The sequence below is a fragment of the Acinetobacter sp. YH12046 genome, assembly GCF_013419905.1.
In the GTDB taxonomy this organism is placed as follows: domain Bacteria; phylum Pseudomonadota; class Gammaproteobacteria; order Pseudomonadales; family Moraxellaceae; genus Acinetobacter.
Window position 1 is genome coordinate 24931 of record NZ_VOZF01000007.1, and the last position, 20517, is coordinate 45447.

A 20517-nucleotide genomic window follows, 5' to 3' on the forward strand; every position below is an offset into this window, starting at 1 on the left:
GTACTAGAATTTATTGCAAATGAATACTCAACGCGAACAATTGATACAATCTTGGATTGCTTCTGTACTCGGTTCAGATCAATTTGAAACACATTTTTTAGCAGGCGATGCAAGTTTTCGTCGTTATGCACGAATCAAACTGAATAATAAAACATTTATGCTCATGGATGCACCACCAGAAAAAGAAGATTGTGTGCCTTTTGTGACGATTGATGAATTTTTTGATGCCCATGGCGTACGTGTTCCACACATTGTGGCCAAAGACCTGGAAAATGGCTTTTTGCTGCTCGAAGATTTTGGTGATGTGCTGTTATCAAATCTGCTAAATGATCAGACAGTTGATGCCTATTATGAGCAAAGTTTTAAACAGCTGATTCAGCTGCAGTCCATTCCTGGAGAAGGTCAGTTTCCTGCTTATTCTTATGAGAAGCTTATTTCTGAAATGGAGCTGCTGACTGACTGGATGCTGCCTGCTCTAAAAATTCAGCCAACAGAATCAGAGTCCGCTCTGATCAAGCGCACATTTGCGATACTGGCGAATGCTGCTTTGGCACAACCACAAGTCATTGTGCATCGTGATTTCCATAGCCGTAACCTGATGAAAATCGAAAATGAAACCGAACTGGGTGTGATTGATTTTCAGGATGCAGTAATCGGTGCTGATACCTATGACCTGATTTCGATTACCCGTGATGCCTATGTGCAGTGGAATGCAGATCGGGTGTATCGCTGGTTTAAAGTGTTCTATGACCTGTTACCAGCAGCGGCAAAACAGGACCGTGATTTCGAACAGTTCAAAAAAGATGCGGATATGATGGCCATTCAGCGCCATATCAAGATTTTAGGTATTTTTGTCCGCTTGTTTGAGCGAGATGGTAAATCTGGCTATCTAAAAGACCTGCCACGTGTGATGTGGTATCTGCTGGAAGAAACCAAAGACTATCCTGAATTACAGCCATTTATGCAGTTCATTCATGAAAAAGTGATGCCAGCTTTTGAAGCAAAATATGGTTCATACGAGGTAGCAGCCTAAATGAAAGCGATGATTCTCGCGGCTGGCTTGGGCAACCGCATGCGTCCTTTAACTTTGCATACCCCAAAACCTTTACTAGAAGTGGGTGGTAAGCCGCTAATTGTCTGGCATATTGAAAAACTGGCTGCGATGGGCGTGAATGAAGTTGTCATTAATACGGCTTGGTTAGGTGAAAAATTGGCTCAGGCGTTGGGTGATGGTTCACAGTTTGGTGTCAAGATTTTATGGTCACATGAAGGTGAAGGTCTGGAAACAGCCGGTGGCATTATTAATGCTTTACCACTGCTTGGTGATGAGCCTTTCATTTTGGTCAATGGCGATGTCTGGACGACTATGGACTTTGCACCTTTATTGAATGTTGAGCTGGGTGAAAATCTGGCACATCTGGTATTGGTACAAAACCCGGAACAGCATCCAAACGGTGATTTCACACTTGCTGACGGCAAGGCTTATACCTTTGATCAGCAGATCAGTGGTGAAAATCTGACTTTTAGCGGTGTATCAGTGATTCATCCGAAAATGTTTGCAGGCTTAGAGGCTGGAAAGCGTCCTTTGGCACCATTATTAAAAGTAGCAATGCTGGAAAATAAGATTGCTGCCTCTAAATTGACAGGTATTTGGGTGGATGTGGGAACGCCTGAGCGTTTGAATGCGCTGGATTTAATGATCCGAGAAGGGAAGTCTGCTTAAGTGAATATTCACTAAGCACTCCCTACTGTGCCAATATAGAGAAAACGGTATACTTCCACTTAACTTTTTCGAGCGTTGATTGTTTATGCACACGTTTTTTCAAGAACTAAAGCAGGGTAGCCAGGCTTTAGGTTTAGAGCTGTCGGATGAAGCTTTAAATTTATTACTCAAGTACCAGGATGCTTTGGTACTGTGGAATAAAGCATACAATTTGACTGCAATCCGTGATCCTAAGGAAATGCTAGTTAAGCATCTGCTTGACAGTCTAAGCATTCTAAAGGATTTGCCTGCAGGTCGTTTGCTCGACATTGGGACTGGTGGTGGTATGCCGGGCATGATCATTGCTTTATGTCAGCCTGAGCGTGATTGCGTACTACTGGATTCAAATGGTAAAAAAATTCGTTTCCTCAAGCAGTTTATTGCAGACCTAAAATTAAAAAATGTCATTGCAGTACAAACCCGTGTGGAAAATGAAGACAGTATCAATGAGCTGGGTCAGTTTGATGTGATTACCAGTCGTGCATTTGCTTCATTGACAGATTTTGTGAATGCGTCTAAACCGTATATGCATGAGCAGAGTATTATTGCTTCCATGAAAGGTTTGATTCCTGAAGAGGAAGTGGCAGCATTAAAAGATGAATTTAGCTGTCAGATTATTGAACTGAAGGTTCCGCGCTTGGACGAACAACGTCATTTACTTCTATTAAAACGTATTTAAAATTTTTGAAGGATCGGGGTCAACATGGCACAAATTATTGCGATTGCCAACCAGAAAGGTGGTGTCGGTAAAACCACAACCGCAGTAAATTTGGCGGCATCTCTCGCTGTGCTAAAAAAACGCGTTTTGCTTGTGGATATGGATTCTCAGGGAAATGCGACCATGGGGTCGGGGATTCAGAAAAATGACCTGCTGTATTCAGTGACTGATGTATTGCTGGGTGAAGTGCCGATTGAAACTGCGATCACCAAGGCTGAAGTTGGATACAAGGTTTTAGGGGCAAACCGTGACCTGGCTGGTGTGGAGCTGGCGATTGCTGAGCAAAAAGGCCGTGAATTTATTTTGCGTGAAGCTTTGCAGGAAATTGAATCCTCATTCGACTATATCATTGTTGATTGTGCACCAAGCTTAAGCTTGATTACCGTGAATGCACTGGCAGCAGTGGATGGCGTGATTATTCCGATGCAATGCGAATATTATGCTCTCGAAGGCCTGGCTGATCTGACACAAACCATTGACCGCATTCAGCAAGCACTTAATCCAGACCTGCAGATCGTGGGTGTATTGCGTACCATGTATGATGCTCGAAATGCCTTGACCCGTGATGTTTCAGAAGAGTTAGAGCAATATTTTGGTAAAAAACTTTATGAAACCGTGATTCCACGTAATATCCGTCTAGCTGAAGCGCCGGCACATGGTCTACCGGTTATTTATTTTGAAAAAAGTTCAAAGGGTGCAGTTGCTTACTTAAATCTGGCAGCTGAAGTATTAAAGAAAAGCAAAGTGAAAAAAGGAAGTAAAGCATGACCGTCAAGAAACGTGGACTCGCCAAAGGTCGTGGTTTAGATGCCTTGCTGGGATCAATTCAAAAAGAAAAATTACAACTCGAAGCACAAGGTCTTGATCATGGTCAGTTGAAACAGATTGATGTCAATCTGCTGAAACGTGGTGAATATCAGCCACGTCGTTATATCAATGAGCAGGATCTGCAGGAACTGGCCGCATCGATTGAGAAGCATGGCATCATGCAGCCAATCGTGATCCGTCCGGTCGATGATGAACGCTATCCATACGAGATTATTGCCGGTGAGCGTCGCTGGCGTGCGGCACAGTTAGCAGGTCTGACTGAAGTTCCTGCGATTGTGCGTGAGCTGAATGATCAGGTCGCAATTGCATTAGCTTTAATCGAAAACATTCAGCGTCAGGACCTGAACCCGATTGATCAGGCGATGGCTTTGCAGCGTTTCCATGACGAGTTTGGTTTAAGCCATCAGGAAATTGCCGATACCGTCGGTAAGGCACGTACTACAGTAAGTAATCTACTGCGTCTGCTAACTCTGGCTGAAGAAGTAAAAGACTTTATGCAGCAGGGCCTGCTGGATATGGGACATGCACGTGCCATCCTGACTTTGAAGGCTAAAGATCAGCTTAAAGTTGCTGAGATGGTCATTGAAAAGAGTCTGTCAGTACGCCAAACCGAACAGTTGGTACGCGACTACAATGCACCGAAAACAGAAAAACCAAAAGCAGCGATTGCGCCAGACATTCAGCAGTTGACTCAGCGCCTGTCTGAGCGCTTTAGTGCGGATGTTAAAATTGACTACAACAAGCAAGGGAAAGGCAAGCTGGTCATTAGCTATCATTCTTTAGAAGAGCTGGACGGGATTCTTTCGATCCTGGGCGATGAATAATTAATTTAAAATTTGTTTTTATTGGGGAATAAATCAGATGTGGGAATTGGTTAAAGCAGGCGGCTGGTTGATGCTGCCGCTGGTATTGTGTTCGATATTTATGCTAGCGATCTCGGTCGAGCGCTTCATTCGTTTAAAAAAGAGTCTGGTACTGCCCAACTCACTTCTGATGGGTCCTGCACAAAATGCAGACCAAGCTATGCAAAAGCTGCAACAAAGTTCAGCTTTGAAAAACAGTACTTTGGGTCGTGTATTTACTGCTGGTTTTGAAGCGTGTCACCAGTCTGAGCAATATGCTCGTGCCCAGATGGAAGTGGCAGCTTCACAGGAAATTGGCTATCTGGAAAAGAATATTAATTTTCTGGGTACTTTGAGTGCAGTAGCACCTCTACTCGGTTTGCTCGGTACAGTGATTGGAATTATTGAATCATTTTTAATGATTGATGTCGGTACTAATAGTGACCCAGTATTAATGATGCCGGGTATTTCCAAAGCACTGATCACGACAGCAGCGGGTATGCTGATTGCTATTCCTGCTTTATTTGCACATCGTTATTTCCAGCGTCTGGTTCAGGAATATGTAGCGGAACTTGAGCAGCAAGCAACGTTATTTCATGCCAACCTGTTCTATTTAAATGCTTCAGATGATGTAGAAGAACGCATCAAGAAAGCAAGCTAGGAGCAGGGGCATGAAATTTAAACGTAACCAGGTGGAAGATGTACATATCAATCTGACGCCCATGATTGATTGCCTGCTATTTATTTTGGTCTTTCTGCTGCTTTCAACCACGTTTAACCAGATGAGCCGAATGAACCTGACGCTTCCAGATGCGCAAGGTGTACCGCCCAAGAATTTTGATCAGAAAATTGAAGTGATTGTGGATTCCAATGGCCACTATGCCGTGAATGGTCAGTCTATTGCCAGTAAAGATGCAGCAGATTTAAATACGGCAATTAAACAGATTTCGAATGAACGTCGTGATTTAATGTTTGTCATTGCCGCTGATGCAAAAGCGACACATCAGGATGTTATTCGTGTCATGGACGTTGCAGGGCAACTTGGCTTTGTTAATGTCAACATCAGTACGAAAGTACCAACTCGAGGTTATTAGTGAAGCACGATTTTAAGGTCTATCTTCGCCTTTTAAGCTATTTAAAACCATTTTGGGGCACAGCCTTAATTGTCCTGCTTGGTTTTTCTATTAATGCGGCCACAGAAGTTTCTGTAGCCAAATTACTGGAATATATCATTGAGGCGATACAAAACAGAGACCAGGGTTTCACCTTACTTTTCCCATTCTTAGTGGTAGTACTGATGTTCTTCCGGGGGCTAGGCCTATTCCTCGGTGGGTATTATACGGCGGTCATCTCCCGTAATCTGGTATTTAATATTCGTCAGGAAGTCTTTGCCAAAATATTGCGTTTGCCTGCGCAATATTTTCTGGACAATACCAGCGGTCATATTACGGCCAAAATTATGTATAACGTTGAGCAGCTCACCGCAGCCTCAACTGAAGCACTTAGAACGATCATTCAGCAAGGTCTGATCACAATTGCCTTATTGGGATATCTTTTATATACCAACTGGCGTTTAACCATGTGTATTCTGATCTTTGGACCCGTGATTGGTTTTGTGATCAGTAAAGCTTCAAAACGGATGCGCAAGCTATCACAACAGGTTCAGGACACTATGGGTGATGTGAACCATGTTGTTCAGGAAACGGTAAATGCCAATCTGATTGTCAAAGGTTTTGGTGGTCAGATTTATGAGCAGGAACGCTTTAAACAGAATTCTTTGGAAAATCTACGCCGTGGCTTGAAAATGGTGGCAGTACAGCAGCTGAACAGTCCAGTGGTACAGCTGATCATGTCAGTTTCACTCAGTATCGTGATGTATATTGCATTGCGCCCACAAATTTTGGGAGATACGACTGCGGGTGAATTTGTTGCTTATATTACAGCTGCTGGCATGTTGGCGCGACCAATCAAGACATTAACTGATGTGAATGAAAAAATTCAGCGTGGTATGGCGGCCGCACATTCTGTGTTTGAATTGCTAGATATGCCTGAAGAGCATAATACCGGCAAACTCAATGATGCCTTAAAAGGCAACATTCAATTTAAAGATGTCAATCTGGTTTATGGTGATGGTCACCATGCGATTTATGACTTTAACCTAGAAGTGAAAGCGGGCGAGACTGTAGCATTGGTTGGGCGTTCAGGAGCAGGTAAAACCTCGCTGGTGAATCTGTTGGTACGTTATCAGGAAACTTCATCCGGGCAAATTTTACTGGATCAAAAACCGATTACTGATTATGAGTTGACTGCTTTACGTACCCAGATCGCGATGGTAAACCAGCAGGTAGTGCTGTTTAACCGTACTGTTCGTGAAAATATTGCTTATGGCCAGCTAGAAAATGCGAGTGATGAAGAAATCATTGCAGCGGCAAAAGCTGCCTATGCACATGATTTCATTATGGCCTTGCCACAAGGTTATGATACGCCACTAGGTGCTCAAGGTCTGAATCTGTCAGGTGGTCAGCGTCAGCGTATTGCGATCGCCCGTGCTATTCTGAAAAATGCACCGATTCTGATTCTGGATGAAGCGACCAGTGCGCTGGATAATGAATCTGAATACTTTATTCAGCGTGCCTTTGATCAGGCGATGCGAGATCGGACTACGATTGTGATTGCCCACCGTCTATCAACAATTGAAAATGCCGACCGCATTGTAGTGATGGATCAAGGTCGTATTATAGAGCAGGGTAATCATGCTGAGCTGATTGCACGTCAAGGTGCTTATTATCAGCTGCACCAACGTAATTTCGAGGAACATTAAGTCATGGCTTTGGCACAGATCATTCAGGATGCTTGGAATACACAGGCAAAGTGGCTGGTTGTGCTGCGTCCTTTGTCCTGGCTTTACCGCTTGGGTTTTGTCAGTAACCACTGGCTTTACCGTAAAGGGATTAAAAAAAGCTATACCGCACCTATTCCAGTAATGGTGATTGGAAATATTACCGTAGGTGGGAGTGGTAAAACACCTTTACTGATTCATCTGGTGGATTACCTCACTGAAAAAGGCCTACGGATTGGTGTAATCAGTCGAGGTTATGGTGGTAAAGGTCCTTTTCCTGCTTATGTAGATTTAAATACCTTGCCTGAAGTGGTAGGTGATGAACCAGCCTTAATTGTCCAAGCGACTGGTGTGCCGATGGCTGTAGGGCCAAATCGTCAAAAGAGCATTGAGCTTCTGCTAGAAAAGCATGCACTGGATTTAATTATTTGTGATGACGGTTTGCAGCACTGGGCTTTAAATCGTCAGATTGAATGGATTGTGCTGGATAATAACCGAGGCTTGGGCAACCAGAAACTTTTACCAGAAGGTTATCTGCGTGAACCCGTTACCCGGTTGGAAAAAGGTACCGTGATTGAACATGCAGCAAATCCAGTTTCGCCTTTGCATATGCATCTTGCAGCCTCTCAGCCGTATTTATTAAATCAGGATGTTATCAAAAGCTTTGATCCAACTGCGGCTTTCTATGCAGTAGTCGGCATCGGTTTTCCACAGCGTTTTTATCAAACACTAGAACATCTGGGGCTGCAGCAATTTCAGTGTCATGAATTTCCAGATCATCATGATTATGAAATTGAAGATCTGCAATTCGATGACAATAGTCCGATCATTACTACTGAAAAAGATGCAGTTAAAATTATGGCATTACTCAAACAGTATCCAGATTATCATCGCGATATCTGGGTGGTGCCAGTCGATGCAGTCTTGTCACCTGCCTGTTATACAATATTGCAGCAGCAATTAGAGCAACAGGGTATTTCTATTTCCTAAGGTTTATTTACGATGAAACATATAGTTATTCCTGCACGCTTCTCCAGTTCACGTTTGCCGGGTAAACCTTTGCTGGAAATCCATGGTCGTCCGATGATTCTGCGTGTCGTGGATCAGGCCAAAAAAGTACAGGGCTTTGATGACCTGTGTGTGGCAACAGATGATGAACGTATTGCCGAAGTTTGCCGTGCTGAAGGCGTTGATGTGGTCCTGACTTCAGCAGATCATCCATCAGGTACCGATCGTCTAAGCGAGGTAGCTCGAATCAAGGGCTGGGCGAGTGATGACATTATTGTGAATGTACAGGGTGATGAACCTTTATTGCCAGCCCAGTTAGTTAAACAGGTCGCGCAACTCTTAGAAGATCAACCAGCTTGCTCAATGTCGACTCTGTGTGAGTCAATCCATCATTTAGAGGAATTCAAGCGTGACAGTATCGTTAAGGTTGTGATGTCTAAGCACAATCAGGCATTGTATTTTAGTCGTGCTACGATTCCTTATGACCGTGATGGTGCCAAGCTGGCTGAACAGAAACTGCATGATCAGGCTTATCGTCATTTGGGTTTATATGCTTACCGCGTGAAACTGCTACAGGAATATGTAACCTGGGAAATGGGTGTGCTGGAAAAACTGGAATCTTTAGAACAGTTACGTGTCCTGGAAAATGGTCACCGTATTGCCATTGCTGTGGCAGAAGCCAATTTACCGCCAGGTGTCGATACGCAGGAAGATCTGGATCGCTTGAACCAGATGGATCCATCTTCTTTTGCTTAATTTGAGAATTCTTCATGCCGCTTGATGTCAATGCACAGATTTATCCATGGCAGCAACAGGTTTGGGATACGCTAACCGGGCGTTTTCCTAAGCTTGGGCATGGTTTATTGTTCTATGGAAAAAAAGGCTGTGGTAAAGAAGCCTTTGCCCAGCAGTTTCTGGCCTGGGTTTTATGCCTGAACCGTCAGCCTAAGGGGCCATGCGGTGAGTGTGGCAGTTGTCAGTGGCTGAAAGCGGATACCCATCCGAATTACGTCTATATCAGCACTGATGAAGACAATAAAAAACAGAATGCCAAAATTAAAATTGAAAAGATCCGTGATCTTCTGCCTTTTGTACAGCAGACCGTCGATGGCTGGCGTGTCATTGTCATTGAACCCGCTGAAGCATTAAATATTGCCTCTTCTAATGCCTTGCTGAAAACTCTGGAAGAACCGGGTGAAAATATTGTCATTATTCTGCTTGCGGATCATTATCTGAAATTGCCTGCAACTATTCGCAGCCGTTTACAGCATTTTGCTTTGGACCGGATTTCATCAGTCCAATTCAGTGAATATGTAGAGGCGCAGTTACCTGAAGCAGGTTCGAGCCAGCAGCAGCTATTAATGAATTTATCCAATCAGATGCCTTTGCAAGCGATTGAGGTTGCACAAAGTTCCTGGTTGCCATTACGTCAGGAATTCATGGAAGACTGGAAAAAACTGGTCATTCAAAAAAATATGCCAATGGCAATTGCGACCAAATGGAATAAAAGCCTGAGTTTTGGTGAATTTGGTCAAATGTTTGAATACTTGTTGTCCGATTTAATTTGTGTCAAGCTAAATCAGGCCGTAAAAAACATTGATCTGGACTTTAATGTATTGGCCGAACAATATTCATTGGAAACACTTTTTAAAATTTATGAGGATTTTCAGCGAGCCAAACAATATCTTGAGCAGAACGTACAAAGTAATCTGGTGCTCGATGAATTGTGTATCAAGCTGATGAATCTTTAGCTTAAGGGGAAAACAAGATGCAACCACGTATGGGCGGTATTATTCAGGCTAATATTCCGGATATTGAAACGTTATTTGCCAGTTATATGCCATATGTTGTAGGTGGTGGACTTTTTATTCCTTCCAAGCAGCCAGTAAAATTAGGTGAAGAAGTTTTTGTTTTGACGACTTTACCTGAACAGACGCAGAAAATTCCATTAACCGGAAAAGTGATCTGGGTGTCTCAAAAGCAGAATGGCATCAAGCCACAAGGTTTTGGGATTCAGCTCACCGGTGAAAAAGGCGTTTTCTTCAAAAATGAAGCAGATCGTCTGGTTGCGGGTCTTAAATCTGATGGACGTAAAAGTTACACTATGTAGTTAATTTACCTTCGGTAGGAACTCATTGTGTTTGTAGATACTCATTGCCATTTAACGCTGCTCGATTTAACACCTTATAACGGTGATCTGGATCAGGCGCTCGCTCAGGCCCGTGAAGCAGGCGTATCCAAGTTTATGAGTATCTCGGTGGATCTGGATGATCATATCGAGTTGGCTAAAATCGCGGCCCGTCATCCTGATGTCGGTTATACCGTCGGTGTACATCCTTGCGAAGATGCGGCGACGATGGCGCGTGCGACCACTGAATATCTGGTTGAACTGGCACAGCCAGAAAAAGTCTGGGCGCTGGGTGAAACGGGGCTCGATTATTATCATAGTACCGATTTTATTGACGAGCAAAAAGACTGTTTTGCCCGTCATATCCATGCCTCACAAATTGTGAAAAAACCTGTAGTCGTGCATACCCGTTCTGCCAAGCACGATACTGTTGATATTATCCGTGCAGAGAAATCTACCCATGGCATTTTGCACTGTTTTACCGAAGACTGGGAAACCGCTAAAGCTGTTTTAGACTGCGGTTATTATGTGTCTTTCTCCGGTATTGTTTCTTTTAAAAATGCCCAGGATTTGCGTGACGTGGCCAAACAGGTTCCACTTGATCGGGTTTTAATCGAAACGGATAGTCCTTACCTTGCTCCAATGCCATATCGTGGCAAATCTAATGAACCAAAATACGTTCCTTATGTAGCCAAAGCGCTTTGCGATGTATATGATAAGTCGCTAGAAGAAATGGCTTATATCACAAAGCAGAACTTTGAGAATCTTCTGAATTCAAAGTAAGTAAAGTTAGATAAGAGTACAAGAGAGTTATAGGGTGAAGATGGATCGTCAGGCTCAGTTTCGAGCAAGAGAAACCTTGATTTTTCAAGTTGCAGAACAGTTACTGCTAGAAAATGGTGAAGCAGGGATGACCCTGGATGCACTGGCAGCAGAACTGGATCTGGCCAAAGGCACTCTTTATAAGCATTTCCAGAGTAAAGATGAATTGTACATATTGCTGATTATCCGTAATGAGCGCATGTTGCTGGAAATGATCCAGGATAGTGATAAGGCTTTTCCTGAACATCTGGCATTCTTTATGTTGCATCATCTGCATCACCCTGAACGTACTGTCCTTTTTCATCAGATTGAAGAACGTCTTTCTACAACAGGTGTTGGAATTCAGCACCTGTTTAGCGAACTTTATCAGGTGCGCAAACAGCGCTTACGTTTGATTATCCGTATGACTGAAAGCTATTTGGCTTCAATCAATAGCAGCATGTCGGTGCGTGATTATCTGGCCTCAATTTGGTCGATGACCCATGGTGCAGCTGCGATTCTGAACTCCAGTTTTTATCAGCGCTATCTCGGTTCACGCGATACCTTGCGCGTTGCCCTTATTGATCAAGCTTTAGCTTTACCGAAACAGGTCCATCCTGCCGAGCAGTTCGCCTAAGAGTTGCCTATGATCAGATCACATCACGCCTCCATTCGTGGATTCACTCTAATCGAAGTGATGGTGGTGATTGTGATTATGAGTATTATGGCATCACTAGTTGTATTGAATATTGGTGGAGTAGATCAGCGCAAGGCAATGCAGGCACGAGAAGTCCTGTTACTGGATTTGCAAAGAATCTTGCGGGAAGCTAATGATCAATCCCGTATTCTTGCGCTTGATGTTCAGGCTGCCACTGATGTTTCACCATTTCGCTACGGGATCGTGGAATATCGTTCACCTAATCAGGCAGAATCGACTTTAAATCAGCAGAAATGGCAAAATTATGTGGAGTTTAATCTGCGCAGTTTACCGGAGCAGGTCTCTTTCCGGATTCAGTCTTTAGAGCAGCGTTATAATAATGCCCAAAATCGGGATCTTACTGAAGCCAATGCACCCAAGCTGATCTGGTTAGGCAATGGTGAAGTTAAACCGGTCAGAATCCAGTTCTATCTGGAAGATCGTGAAGTAGGCAATCCGATTGAAATTGATCACTTGGGTAAAGTCCATGAAAGCTAGGGTTTTCAAGCAGAGTGCCGGAGCTGATGTAATCAAGCCATTTAAGTCAAATGCTGATCGTGCGCAATCCGAGTATAGCTCTTCGTCTTGCGCAGCGGTGAAACAGCGTTTCACTCATCGCGGCTCCTCAAGCACAGCTTTCGGACTTTTTTGCGCGATAATGCCGCTCAGGTCGAGGATTACTCGACTTAATCGTGCCTCAGGATTTACCTTGCTGGAAGTGATGGTCGCGCTGGCGATCTTTGCCACAGCAGCCATGACCCTGACTAAAGTTGCTATGCAATATACCCAATCGACTTCGAATGCCATTTTGAGAACCCAAGCCCAGTTTGTTGCCTTGAATGAAGCAGCACTAATGGAAATCAATCAGCAGTGGCTTACTGGTACAGAATCTAAACAACTCACTCAACAGGGCGAAACCTGGCAAATCGATAAGCGCAGTGAGCCTACCGTAAGTCCTAATGTACAACGCATTGAATTACAGGTGAGTCTGGTCAACACTGAAACCGGTCAGGCAGAAAATGGAATTAGCAGCTTGATGTTCTTTAATCACCGGATGAATGAAGCGCCATGAAGTCTAAGGGATTTACGCTGGTCGAACTACTGGTTGCTATTGCTATTTTCGCCGTACTCTCTGCTCTAGGCTGGAAAGTATTTGATTATATTGTACAAACCAAAGACCGTAATGCGGTGCATGAACAGCGCTTAAGTCAGTTACAAGATACTCATCAGCAGATCTTGCGTGATACGGTGCAGGCGGTGCCTTTGACGGCCAATATTAATGGTGATATTCAGCCGGCACTGGTTTTGCAAAACGGGCGTTTTAACTTTAGTAAGACTGGAGTCACCGATCCTCTGGAAGAGGGGATTTCTCCAGATGAACGGGTTGAATATCAGTACCGGGCAGATGAACAAAAACTCTATCGCCTGAAATACCGGAATTTAAACCAGACCGGGCGTGATCAACCTGAATCCAGTGTGTTGTTGTCCGATGTTGAGCAGTTTCAGATCGTAGTACTTAATCCAAATGAAATGACCCAATGGCCAGACTCATCTTTTGATTTAAATCAGATTGAGCAAAAACAGCGTTTACCCAAAGGCATTAAAATTAACTTAATGGTTAATGGGGTCAGTTATGAGTGGATTTTCAGTTTATTGAATACAGATTTCCTGCTTGAAACCCAAAAACTAACCTGACAAAGAATAATAAAATGCAGATGAACAAAGCAATGATGATCAAACAGCAGAGGGGGATTGCTCTGATTACCATTCTAGTGATGGTGGCGCTTGCAACTATTTTGGCTGCGGCTATTGCTAAACGTCAGGCTGCAACTGTTGAAAGTACCGCTTATTTAATGCGACAAAACCAGTCTTTGATGTATGCCAAAAGTGCTGAAGCGTTTTTTTCTGAATTGCTGGTCGATGACGCAGAGAATGCAGCAGAAGTTGATCATTTAAATGAAACCTGGGCGCAGCCGATGCCGGCTTTTCCGGTTGAAGATGGTTATGTCTCGGGAATACTGCAAGATGAGTCGGGTAAGTTTAATTTAAATAGCCTGATTACAGCAGAAGGCACGGTGAATGAAAATGCTAAAGCCTGGTTTGAGCTGATATTAAAACGTGCTGGATTGCCAGAGCAGTTGAGTGAAGCCGTGATCGACTGGCAGGATGAAGATGAAATGTCAAGTGGACCAATGGGCGCAGAATCTAATTATTATCAGGGCTTGCCGAATGGTTCTCTACCTCCGAATGCCAAATTTCATAGCGTTGAAGAGCTGAAACTGGTACGAGGCTTTGAAGAAAACAAGTACAAACTAATTGCACCTTATCTAAGTACTGTGCCTGTAGCAGATACTACGGTCAATATTAATACCGCATCTGCATTTCTTTTGGCGAGCATGGATGAAAAGCTGGATGTGAATGCCGTGCAGCAATTGCTGGATCGCCGTCAGGCAAATCTGGAATATTTTTCCAATGTAGCTGATCTTTGGACACTAGAACCCTTTGCTCAGGTGGATGCAGCCAAACACAACCTGTTTAATAACCTGCTTGGGGTGCAATCCAATCACTTTAAAGCACGTATCGAAGTGATGCTGAGTGAGCGTAAACGTCAGTTTAGTAGTGATCTGGTGCGGCAGGACAAGAAGGTTTATGTTGCCTATCGAAGCATGGCACCTTTTTAAAATTCCACCATTTTTAAATAATCTCATTTTTTGGAATTTAATCTGTTTTCGCTTCAATCCCTTTTGCCTATCATGACGAACTGCAAAATTAATCCTCATCGGTTTACTTTTGCTTTATAATTGAAATTAATTCACCTATTTTTTGACGACATTACGGCATATGTTAATTCGTAAGTTATTTAAGTTTGAAAATGCTCATATTGTGCGTAACTGCACCTCGGATCGCTGTAAACGTTCGATTCATGGTCACAGTTATAAAGTTGAGTTATTGCTGAAAGCGTCGAAGTTGGATCATGGCCAGATGGTATATGATTTTGGTCTGCTCAAAGGGGTGATTAAGGATTTTTTTGATTCTTTTGACCATGCGATCTGCTTTTGGCAAAAAGATGATCCTGAATATATTCAGGCATGCAAGAATTTTAGTGCACGCTGGGTATCTTTGCCGGTTTCGCCATCTGCAGAACAGTTTTCACGTATTTTCTTCTTCTTGGCTCAGCAGGTACTGATATCTACTGTCACCCAGAATGGTGAAGGGGATGTTGAAGTTTACTCTGTGATTGTCCATGAAACTGATACCGGCTATGCGCAAAGCTTTCTGGAAGATATCCAGAATGAACAAATGGGTCCACTTAGCCTGGAACAGATTGAATTCTCGGAGCAGGTGCGTGCAGAATGGACAGATCCAGAGATGTTTGCGAAACTGAAACAGGGTCTTCCATTTCATAATCCGGCTGTGGATCTGCAAGTCCAGCCTTAAAAATTCGAATATAAACGCAGACTGACATAGATTTAGGATTGAAGCATGTCTTTAAATGAACAGCAAATTGCCAAACTGAATAAAGTTCAGTTAGATGACAGCTGGAAATATGGACTCAGTGAGTTTTTATTGAGTCCAAAAATGGATGCGTTAAAAACGTTTTTAATTGAAGAAAAAAAAGCAGACAAGGTGATTTATCCACCGAATCACCTGATTTTTAATGCTTTGAATACGACGCCATTAGACCGGGTTAAAGTGGTGATTATTGGTCAGGATCCTTATCATGGTCCGAATCAGGCGCATGGTTTAAGCTTCTCGGTGCAAAAAGGGGTTGCATTACCTCCATCTTTACGTAATGTTTTTCATGAGTTACATAATGATTTAGGCGTAAAAATCCCTAAACATGGTGATTTAACTCATTGGGCGGAACAGGGTGTACTTCTGCTCAACGCTGTACTGACCGTAGAGGCAGCACAGCCAACTTCACATCAGAAACGTGGTTGGGAAGAATTCACAGATCACGTCATTGATGTATTGAATGAACAACGTGAACATATCGTTTTTATTCTTTGGGGCGCATACGCACAGCGTAAAGGACAGCGCATTGATCAAAATAAACACCTGGTCTTAAAGGCAGCACATCCTTCGCCTTTGTCAGCAAACCGGGGTGGTTTTTTTGGTTGTAAAGTTTTTTCGAAAACGAATAATTATCTCAAACAACATGGCATTGAGCCTATAGATTGGCAGCTGGACGCATGACTTATTCTCCTATAACTAAACCTTACCATCCGGACCTGATTGTTGAACAAGCCAACAATGGCTGGCGCATTGTACGCCTGAATCGTCCAAAATCATTACACGCTTTAGATGAATCTCTGGTTTCTGCACTACTGGAAGTTTTTCAGGACTTTCATACAGATGACAGCGTAAAAGCGATCTGGCTGGATTCAACTACCCCGAAAGCATTTTGTGCCGGTGGCGATGTACGTAAGCTGCGTCAGTTAGTAATTAATGATGAAGTGGCAACCGCTAATAAGTTTTTTGAACAGGAATATGCGCTAGATCTATTGCTGCATAACTATGCCAAGCCGGTATTGGTGTGGGGTGAAGGTTATGTTATGGGTGGTGGTTTAGGCCTGTTTATGGCGGCTCCATTCCGTTTGGTGACGCCGTATTCACGTCTGGCCATGCCTGAGATTAATATTGGTTTATATCCAGATGTGGGTGCGACCCGCTTCCTAGCAGACCGTGGAGCGATTGGCCTGTTTACAGGTTTAACGGGTTCCATTATGACTGCTGCGGGTGCTTACGGTATTGGCTGGGCGACTCATATCTGTGATGCACAGCGTGATTCAGTATTAGATAAGGTCGTAAATATAGACTGGGAACATTATCCAGCTGGGGATTTCCGTGCGATTGATGACACCTTGAACAGCATGCACCGTCCGGTAGGCCCGGGTCCTTTGCAAAACTCACTGGATGTAATCCACAGTGTATGTCGTGGCGTAAACTTCGAGCACGATTATGAATCGATTATTGGTTTAAGTGATGCGCGCAGTGACTGGTTGCGTCAGGCCAGCGAAAACCTGCAAAAAGGTTCACCTGCAACCGCTGCTCTAAGCTGGTTATTATGGCAATGGGGTAAACAGGTTCATTCCTGGAATGAAATTTTTGAACTGGAAACCCAGATTTCAGACTGGAAAATCCGTCATCCTGATTTTGTGGAAGGTGTACGTGCACGACTGGTTGATAAAGATCTGTCTCCAGAATGGCAAAAAGGCAGTGAGTTAAGCCTGAAAGGCATTCTGTCTCAGAATCCACCGGTAACCACCATTGAAAGCTGGAATGAGCTACTCAAGCACTATGATGTGATTTAAGTCTGAATGTCCGAAACACAATTTACCGATGAATACTGGATGCGGCTTGCTTATGAGCAGGCTGCACTTGCTGCTGAGCAGGGTGAAATTCCTGTAGGTGCGGTGATTGTCAGTCAAAATCAGGTCATTGGCCGTGGCTACAATGCGCCTATTTCTTTAAATGATCCGACTGCCCATGCTGAAATCGTAGCATTACGTGAAGCTTGTCAGAACCTGAAAAACTACCGCCTGCCTGAAGATGCTGTCCTCTATGTAACTCTGGAACCGTGCACCATGTGTGTAGGTGCATTGGTGCATTCGCGTATTTCACGGGTCGTTTTTGGTACAAATGAGCCCAAAGCAGGTTCTTTGGTGAGTGCACGCAAGCTTTTTGAGACTGGCTACTATAATCATGTATTTCTATTTGACTCGGGCTGTATGCAGCAGCAGTGTGCTGAGCAGTTGAGTGCATTTTTCAAGTTGCGTCGTGAACAAAAACGCCAGCTGAAATTGCAAGAAAAATTACTGAATGCTCATAAATAAATCGAATCTAATTCGTTAAACTTTGCTCACTTTAAAATCATTTATTTTCAGGAAAAAGAAAAATGAAAAATGCGATTCAGGTAAAAAAAGAATTCCCAGCAGCGATTGATAAGGTTTTTGAATTGCTGTCTAAACACGATGCTTATAACGTGGCTTTTGCACCAATGCAGGTGGAACGGATTAAGGATTCGGCAGACCCTGAGCGCCCAGATGGTGTGGGTTCTGTGCGTAGCATGGGTTTAGGTCCAGTCAAGCCGCTAAAAGAGCAAATTACCTTGCTAGAGCCGAACTCCCGTATTGAATACAAGATCGTAAAAAATCCTTTGATTAAACATCATTTGGGTATTATTGAGTTTGAAGCATTGGACGATAACAAAAGTCTGGTGACTTATACGATAGAATTGCAGGCACGTCTTCCATTTGTCAGTAAATTAATTCTTGCACAGCTCAAGACAGGGATTAAACTAGGCCTCGCAAAACTTGCAAAATCTGTATAAATAACGGGAAAGTAATGACAGTTCAAATTATTACCATTGATGGTCCAAGTGGATCTGGCAAAGGCACACTGGCTGCAAAACTGGCAGCACATTACCATTTTCATTTACTGGATTCAGGGGCTTTGTATCGTTTATTAGGACTGTCATTGCATCACCATAATTTACTCGATGAACTGGATACTAAACTGGCTGAATGCGTACAAATTGCAACAAATTTGGATATCCAATTTGTCAGCACTGAATCAGGTGTTCAGGTATGGCTGAATGGTGAAGATGTCTCCCAAACTATCCGTACCGAACGGGTCGGTGAGTATGCTTCAAAAGTTGCTGCAATTCCTGAACTTAGAACTGCTCTGGTGGCCCGTCAACATGCTTTTGCTCAAGCTCCTGGTCTAGTGGCAGATGGCCGCGATATGGCGACCAGTATCTTCCCAGATGCACAAGCCAAGATTTATTTGACAGCTTCGGCTGAATCCCGTGCGCAAAGACGTGTAAAGCAGTTGCAGGGTATGGGGCTGGATGTTAAAATAAACGACATTTTAGCTAATATCGAAGCACGGGATAAACGAGATATGGAACGCACTGTCGCTCCGCTCAAACCTGCTGCTGATGCGTACATTATCGATAGTTCAGATTTGAATATCGATGAAGTATTCAAGCTGATGACCACATATGTGGATCAGCAATTAGCTCAATAACCCTATTATTTCAGCAGACGCATAGCTTGATCAGTTTTATATGGACTATGTAGATGCTTAATTAAACCGGCCTTGTCTGATCCAAGACCGCTGACTTTATCGGATATATCATGACCGAATCTTTTGCAGCCCTCTTTGAAGAAAGCGAATTAAACCTCAACGTTGAAAAGGGTGCAGTCATCCAAGGCGTTGTAGTAAGCATCGACTCTGATTGGGTAACTGTTGACACTGGCCTTAAATCTGAAGGCGTTGTTGACCGTGCTGAGTTCTTAAATGAACAGCGCGAACTTGAAGTTCAAGTTGGCGACACTGTAGACGTAGTTGTTGAAGCACTTGACAACGGTATGGGTCAAACAGTTCTTTCTCGCGAAAAAGCTAAACGCGCTGAGACTTGGACTAAACTTGAAAAAATCTTTGAAGACGGCGAAATCGTTACTGGTGTTATCTCTGGTAAAGTTAAAGGCGGTTTCACTGTTGACATCGGTCCAGTTCGTGCGTTCCTTCCAGGTTCTTTAGTTGATACTCGTCCTATCCGTGATACTACTCACTTGGAAGGTAAAGAGTTAGAATTCAAAGTAATCAAACTTGACGCTAAACGTAACAACGTTGTTGTTTCACGTCGTGCTGTTATGGAAGCTGAATCTTCAGCTGACCGTGAAGCTCTTCTTGCTCAGCTTGAAGAAGGTCAAACAGTTACTGGTACTATCAAAAACCTTACTGACTACGGTGCATTCGTTGACCTTGGCGGTATCGACGGTCTTCTTCACATCACTGATATGGCTTGGAAACGTATCAAGCACCCATCAGAAGTTGTTGAAGTGGGTCAAGAAGTTACTGTTAAAGTACTTAAATTCGACCGCGAACGTAACCGCGTATCTTTAGGCCTTAAACAATTAGGTGAAGATCCATGGTTAGCGATCATGAGCCGTTACCCTAAAGGTTCTATCGTTAAAGCTCGCGTAACTAACCTGACTGACTACGGCTGTTTCGCAGAAATCGCTGAAGGCGTTGAAGGCTTAGTACACGTTTCAGAAATGGACCACACTAACAAAAACATCCACCCATCTAAAGTAGTTCAGATCGGTGACGAAGTTGATGTTATGGTTCTTGAAGTAGACGAAGAGCGTCGTCGTATTTCTCTTGGTATTAAACAAACTCGTGCTAACCCATGGGAAGAGTTTGCTAAGAACCACGACAAAGGTGAAAAAGTTTCAGGTACTATCAAGTCAATCACTGACTTCGGTATCTTCATCGGTTTACCAGGCGGTATCGATGGTCTAGTTCACTTGTCTGACATCTCTTGGAACGAACAAGGCGAAGAAGCTATCCGTCGTTACAAGAAAGGTGACACTGTTGAAGCAGTTATCCTGTCTGTAGATGCTGAAGGCAACCGTATCAGCCTTGGTATCAAACAATTGAACAGCGATCCGTTCAACGATTTCTTAGCTGCTAACGAACGCGGTGCGCTTGTTAAAGGTACTGTAACTGCAGTTGACGCTAAAGGCGCTACTGTTAAGTTAGCTGATGAAGTTGAAGCAACTCTTAAAGCATCTGAAATCAACCGCGACCGCGTTGAAGATGCGACTAAATTCCTAGAAGTTGGTCAAGAAGTTGAAGCTAAGATCATCAATGTAGATCGTAAATCTCGCTCTATCAACTTGTCTATCAAAGCGAAAGACGAAGCTGAAGAGAAAGAAGCTGTTGCTAACCTGAAAACAGCTGCTGCTGGTCAAGACAATGGTCCTAAAACTATTGGTGACTTGATCAAAGCGCAAATGAATCACTAAGAGTAGATGGTGAATTGTATTGTTAATGTAAGTTAAGTAATACTTTTTACACAAATACTGTAAACGGTAGCGTAG

At 43.4% G+C, this 20517-nt stretch carries 25 protein-coding genes; all 25 read left to right on the plus strand.

Going from position 1 to position 20517, the window contains the following annotated elements; all coding sequences use genetic code 11:
• Window positions 1–19 precede the first annotated feature (19 nt).
• The 25 genes from FTU03_RS06350 (at window position 20) to rpsA (ending at window position 20442) form a co-directional block, all read left to right on the plus strand.
• Window positions 20–1033 carry an aminoglycoside phosphotransferase family protein gene (locus tag FTU03_RS06350; RefSeq protein ID WP_159124004.1) on the plus strand — a complete coding sequence of 338 codons (1014 nt, stop codon included), beginning with the start codon at window positions 20–22 and terminating at the stop codon, window positions 1031–1033.
• A complete protein-coding gene (murU, locus tag FTU03_RS06355) occupies window positions 1034–1723 on the plus strand; it encodes an N-acetylmuramate alpha-1-phosphate uridylyltransferase MurU (RefSeq protein ID WP_179992431.1) in 690 nt (229 codons plus the stop codon). It begins immediately after the preceding gene.
• An 85-nt stretch (window positions 1724–1808) separates the two neighbouring features.
• The gene (gene rsmG / locus FTU03_RS06360; RefSeq protein ID WP_166139427.1) at window positions 1809–2441 is read left to right on the plus strand and encodes a 16S rRNA (guanine(527)-N(7))-methyltransferase RsmG; all 633 of its coding nucleotides are present in this window, start codon (window positions 1809–1811) and stop codon (window positions 2439–2441) included.
• Between the two features lie 24 nt (window positions 2442–2465).
• Window positions 2466–3248 carry a ParA family protein gene (locus FTU03_RS06365; protein ID WP_004784019.1) on the plus strand — a complete coding sequence of 261 codons (783 nt, stop codon included), beginning with the start codon at window positions 2466–2468 and terminating at the stop codon, window positions 3246–3248.
• A complete protein-coding gene (locus FTU03_RS06370) occupies window positions 3245–4132 on the plus strand; it encodes a ParB/RepB/Spo0J family partition protein (RefSeq protein ID WP_004784018.1) in 888 nt (295 codons plus the stop codon). Before FTU03_RS06365 ends, FTU03_RS06370 begins: the two co-directional genes overlap by 4 nt.
• Before the next feature lie 37 nt (window positions 4133–4169).
• Window positions 4170–4811: a MotA/TolQ/ExbB proton channel family protein gene (locus FTU03_RS06375; RefSeq protein WP_179992432.1), complete on the plus strand. Its 642-nt coding sequence runs from the start codon at window positions 4170–4172 to the stop codon at window positions 4809–4811.
• A 10-nt stretch (window positions 4812–4821) separates the two neighbouring features.
• Window positions 4822–5244, plus strand: a complete 423-nt coding sequence (locus FTU03_RS06380; RefSeq protein ID WP_159124000.1) for a biopolymer transporter ExbD — start codon at window positions 4822–4824, stop codon at window positions 5242–5244.
• Complete coding sequence (msbA, locus tag FTU03_RS06385) at window positions 5244–6971, plus strand: lipid A export permease/ATP-binding protein MsbA (protein WP_179992433.1); 1728 nt, start codon at window positions 5244–5246, stop codon at window positions 6969–6971. Before FTU03_RS06380 ends, msbA begins: the two co-directional genes overlap by 1 nt.
• A 3-nt stretch (window positions 6972–6974) precedes the next feature.
• The gene (gene lpxK, locus FTU03_RS06390; protein ID WP_179992434.1) at window positions 6975–7979 is read left to right on the plus strand and encodes a tetraacyldisaccharide 4'-kinase; all 1005 of its coding nucleotides are present in this window, start codon (window positions 6975–6977) and stop codon (window positions 7977–7979) included.
• Between the two features lie 12 nt (window positions 7980–7991).
• Window positions 7992–8753 carry a 3-deoxy-manno-octulosonate cytidylyltransferase gene (gene kdsB, locus FTU03_RS06395; protein WP_159123998.1) on the plus strand — a complete coding sequence of 254 codons (762 nt, stop codon included), beginning with the start codon at window positions 7992–7994 and terminating at the stop codon, window positions 8751–8753.
• Window positions 8754–8767: 14 nt separating this feature from the next.
• Complete coding sequence (locus FTU03_RS06400; RefSeq protein WP_179992435.1) at window positions 8768–9748, plus strand: DNA polymerase III subunit delta' C-terminal domain-containing protein; 981 nt, start codon at window positions 8768–8770, stop codon at window positions 9746–9748.
• 17 nt (window positions 9749–9765) lie between these two features.
• Window positions 9766–10107, plus strand: coding sequence for a PilZ domain-containing protein (locus FTU03_RS06405; protein ID WP_004784000.1), 342 nt, complete (start codon window positions 9766–9768; stop codon window positions 10105–10107).
• A gap of 27 nt (window positions 10108–10134) precedes the next feature.
• A complete protein-coding gene (locus FTU03_RS06410) occupies window positions 10135–10908 on the plus strand; it encodes a TatD family hydrolase (RefSeq protein ID WP_125279028.1) in 774 nt (257 codons plus the stop codon).
• Between the two features lie 40 nt (window positions 10909–10948).
• Window positions 10949–11563, plus strand: coding sequence for a TetR/AcrR family transcriptional regulator (locus FTU03_RS06415; RefSeq protein WP_125279027.1), 615 nt, complete (start codon window positions 10949–10951; stop codon window positions 11561–11563).
• Between the two features lie 9 nt (window positions 11564–11572).
• The gene (locus FTU03_RS06420; protein ID WP_179992436.1) at window positions 11573–12121 is read left to right on the plus strand and encodes a Tfp pilus assembly protein FimT/FimU; all 549 of its coding nucleotides are present in this window, start codon (window positions 11573–11575) and stop codon (window positions 12119–12121) included.
• Window positions 12111–12695, plus strand: a complete 585-nt coding sequence (gene gspI / locus FTU03_RS06425; protein WP_171521873.1) for a type II secretion system minor pseudopilin GspI — start codon at window positions 12111–12113, stop codon at window positions 12693–12695. Before FTU03_RS06420 ends, gspI begins: the two co-directional genes overlap by 11 nt.
• On the plus strand, window positions 12692–13318 hold the full coding sequence (gspJ, locus tag FTU03_RS06430; protein ID WP_179992437.1) for a type II secretion system minor pseudopilin GspJ: 627 nt from the start codon (window positions 12692–12694) through the stop codon (window positions 13316–13318). The genes gspI and gspJ overlap by 4 nt, the downstream gene beginning before the upstream one ends.
• Before the next feature lie 14 nt (window positions 13319–13332).
• Window positions 13333–14304 carry a type II secretion system minor pseudopilin GspK gene (gene gspK / locus FTU03_RS06435; RefSeq protein ID WP_179992438.1) on the plus strand — a complete coding sequence of 324 codons (972 nt, stop codon included), beginning with the start codon at window positions 13333–13335 and terminating at the stop codon, window positions 14302–14304.
• Window positions 14305–14464: 160 nt separating this feature from the next.
• A complete protein-coding gene (locus FTU03_RS06440; protein WP_166139444.1) occupies window positions 14465–15061 on the plus strand; it encodes a 6-carboxytetrahydropterin synthase in 597 nt (198 codons plus the stop codon).
• A 45-nt stretch (window positions 15062–15106) separates the two neighbouring features.
• Complete coding sequence (ung, locus tag FTU03_RS06445; RefSeq protein ID WP_179992439.1) at window positions 15107–15820, plus strand: uracil-DNA glycosylase; 714 nt, start codon at window positions 15107–15109, stop codon at window positions 15818–15820.
• A complete protein-coding gene (locus FTU03_RS06450; protein ID WP_179992440.1) occupies window positions 15817–16938 on the plus strand; it encodes an enoyl-CoA hydratase/isomerase family protein in 1122 nt (373 codons plus the stop codon). Before ung ends, FTU03_RS06450 begins: the two co-directional genes overlap by 4 nt.
• A 6-nt stretch (window positions 16939–16944) precedes the next feature.
• Window positions 16945–17460: a tRNA adenosine(34) deaminase TadA gene (gene tadA, locus FTU03_RS06455; RefSeq protein WP_104425959.1), complete on the plus strand. Its 516-nt coding sequence runs from the start codon at window positions 16945–16947 to the stop codon at window positions 17458–17460.
• 62 nt (window positions 17461–17522) lie between these two features.
• A complete protein-coding gene (locus tag FTU03_RS06460; RefSeq protein ID WP_004783989.1) occupies window positions 17523–17957 on the plus strand; it encodes an SRPBCC family protein in 435 nt (144 codons plus the stop codon).
• 14 nt (window positions 17958–17971) lie between these two features.
• A complete protein-coding gene (gene cmk, locus FTU03_RS06465; RefSeq protein ID WP_179992441.1) occupies window positions 17972–18655 on the plus strand; it encodes a (d)CMP kinase in 684 nt (227 codons plus the stop codon).
• A 110-nt stretch (window positions 18656–18765) separates the two neighbouring features.
• Window positions 18766–20442, plus strand: coding sequence for a 30S ribosomal protein S1 (gene rpsA, locus FTU03_RS06470; protein WP_004783987.1), 1677 nt, complete (start codon window positions 18766–18768; stop codon window positions 20440–20442).
• Window positions 20443–20517 lie beyond the last annotated feature (75 nt).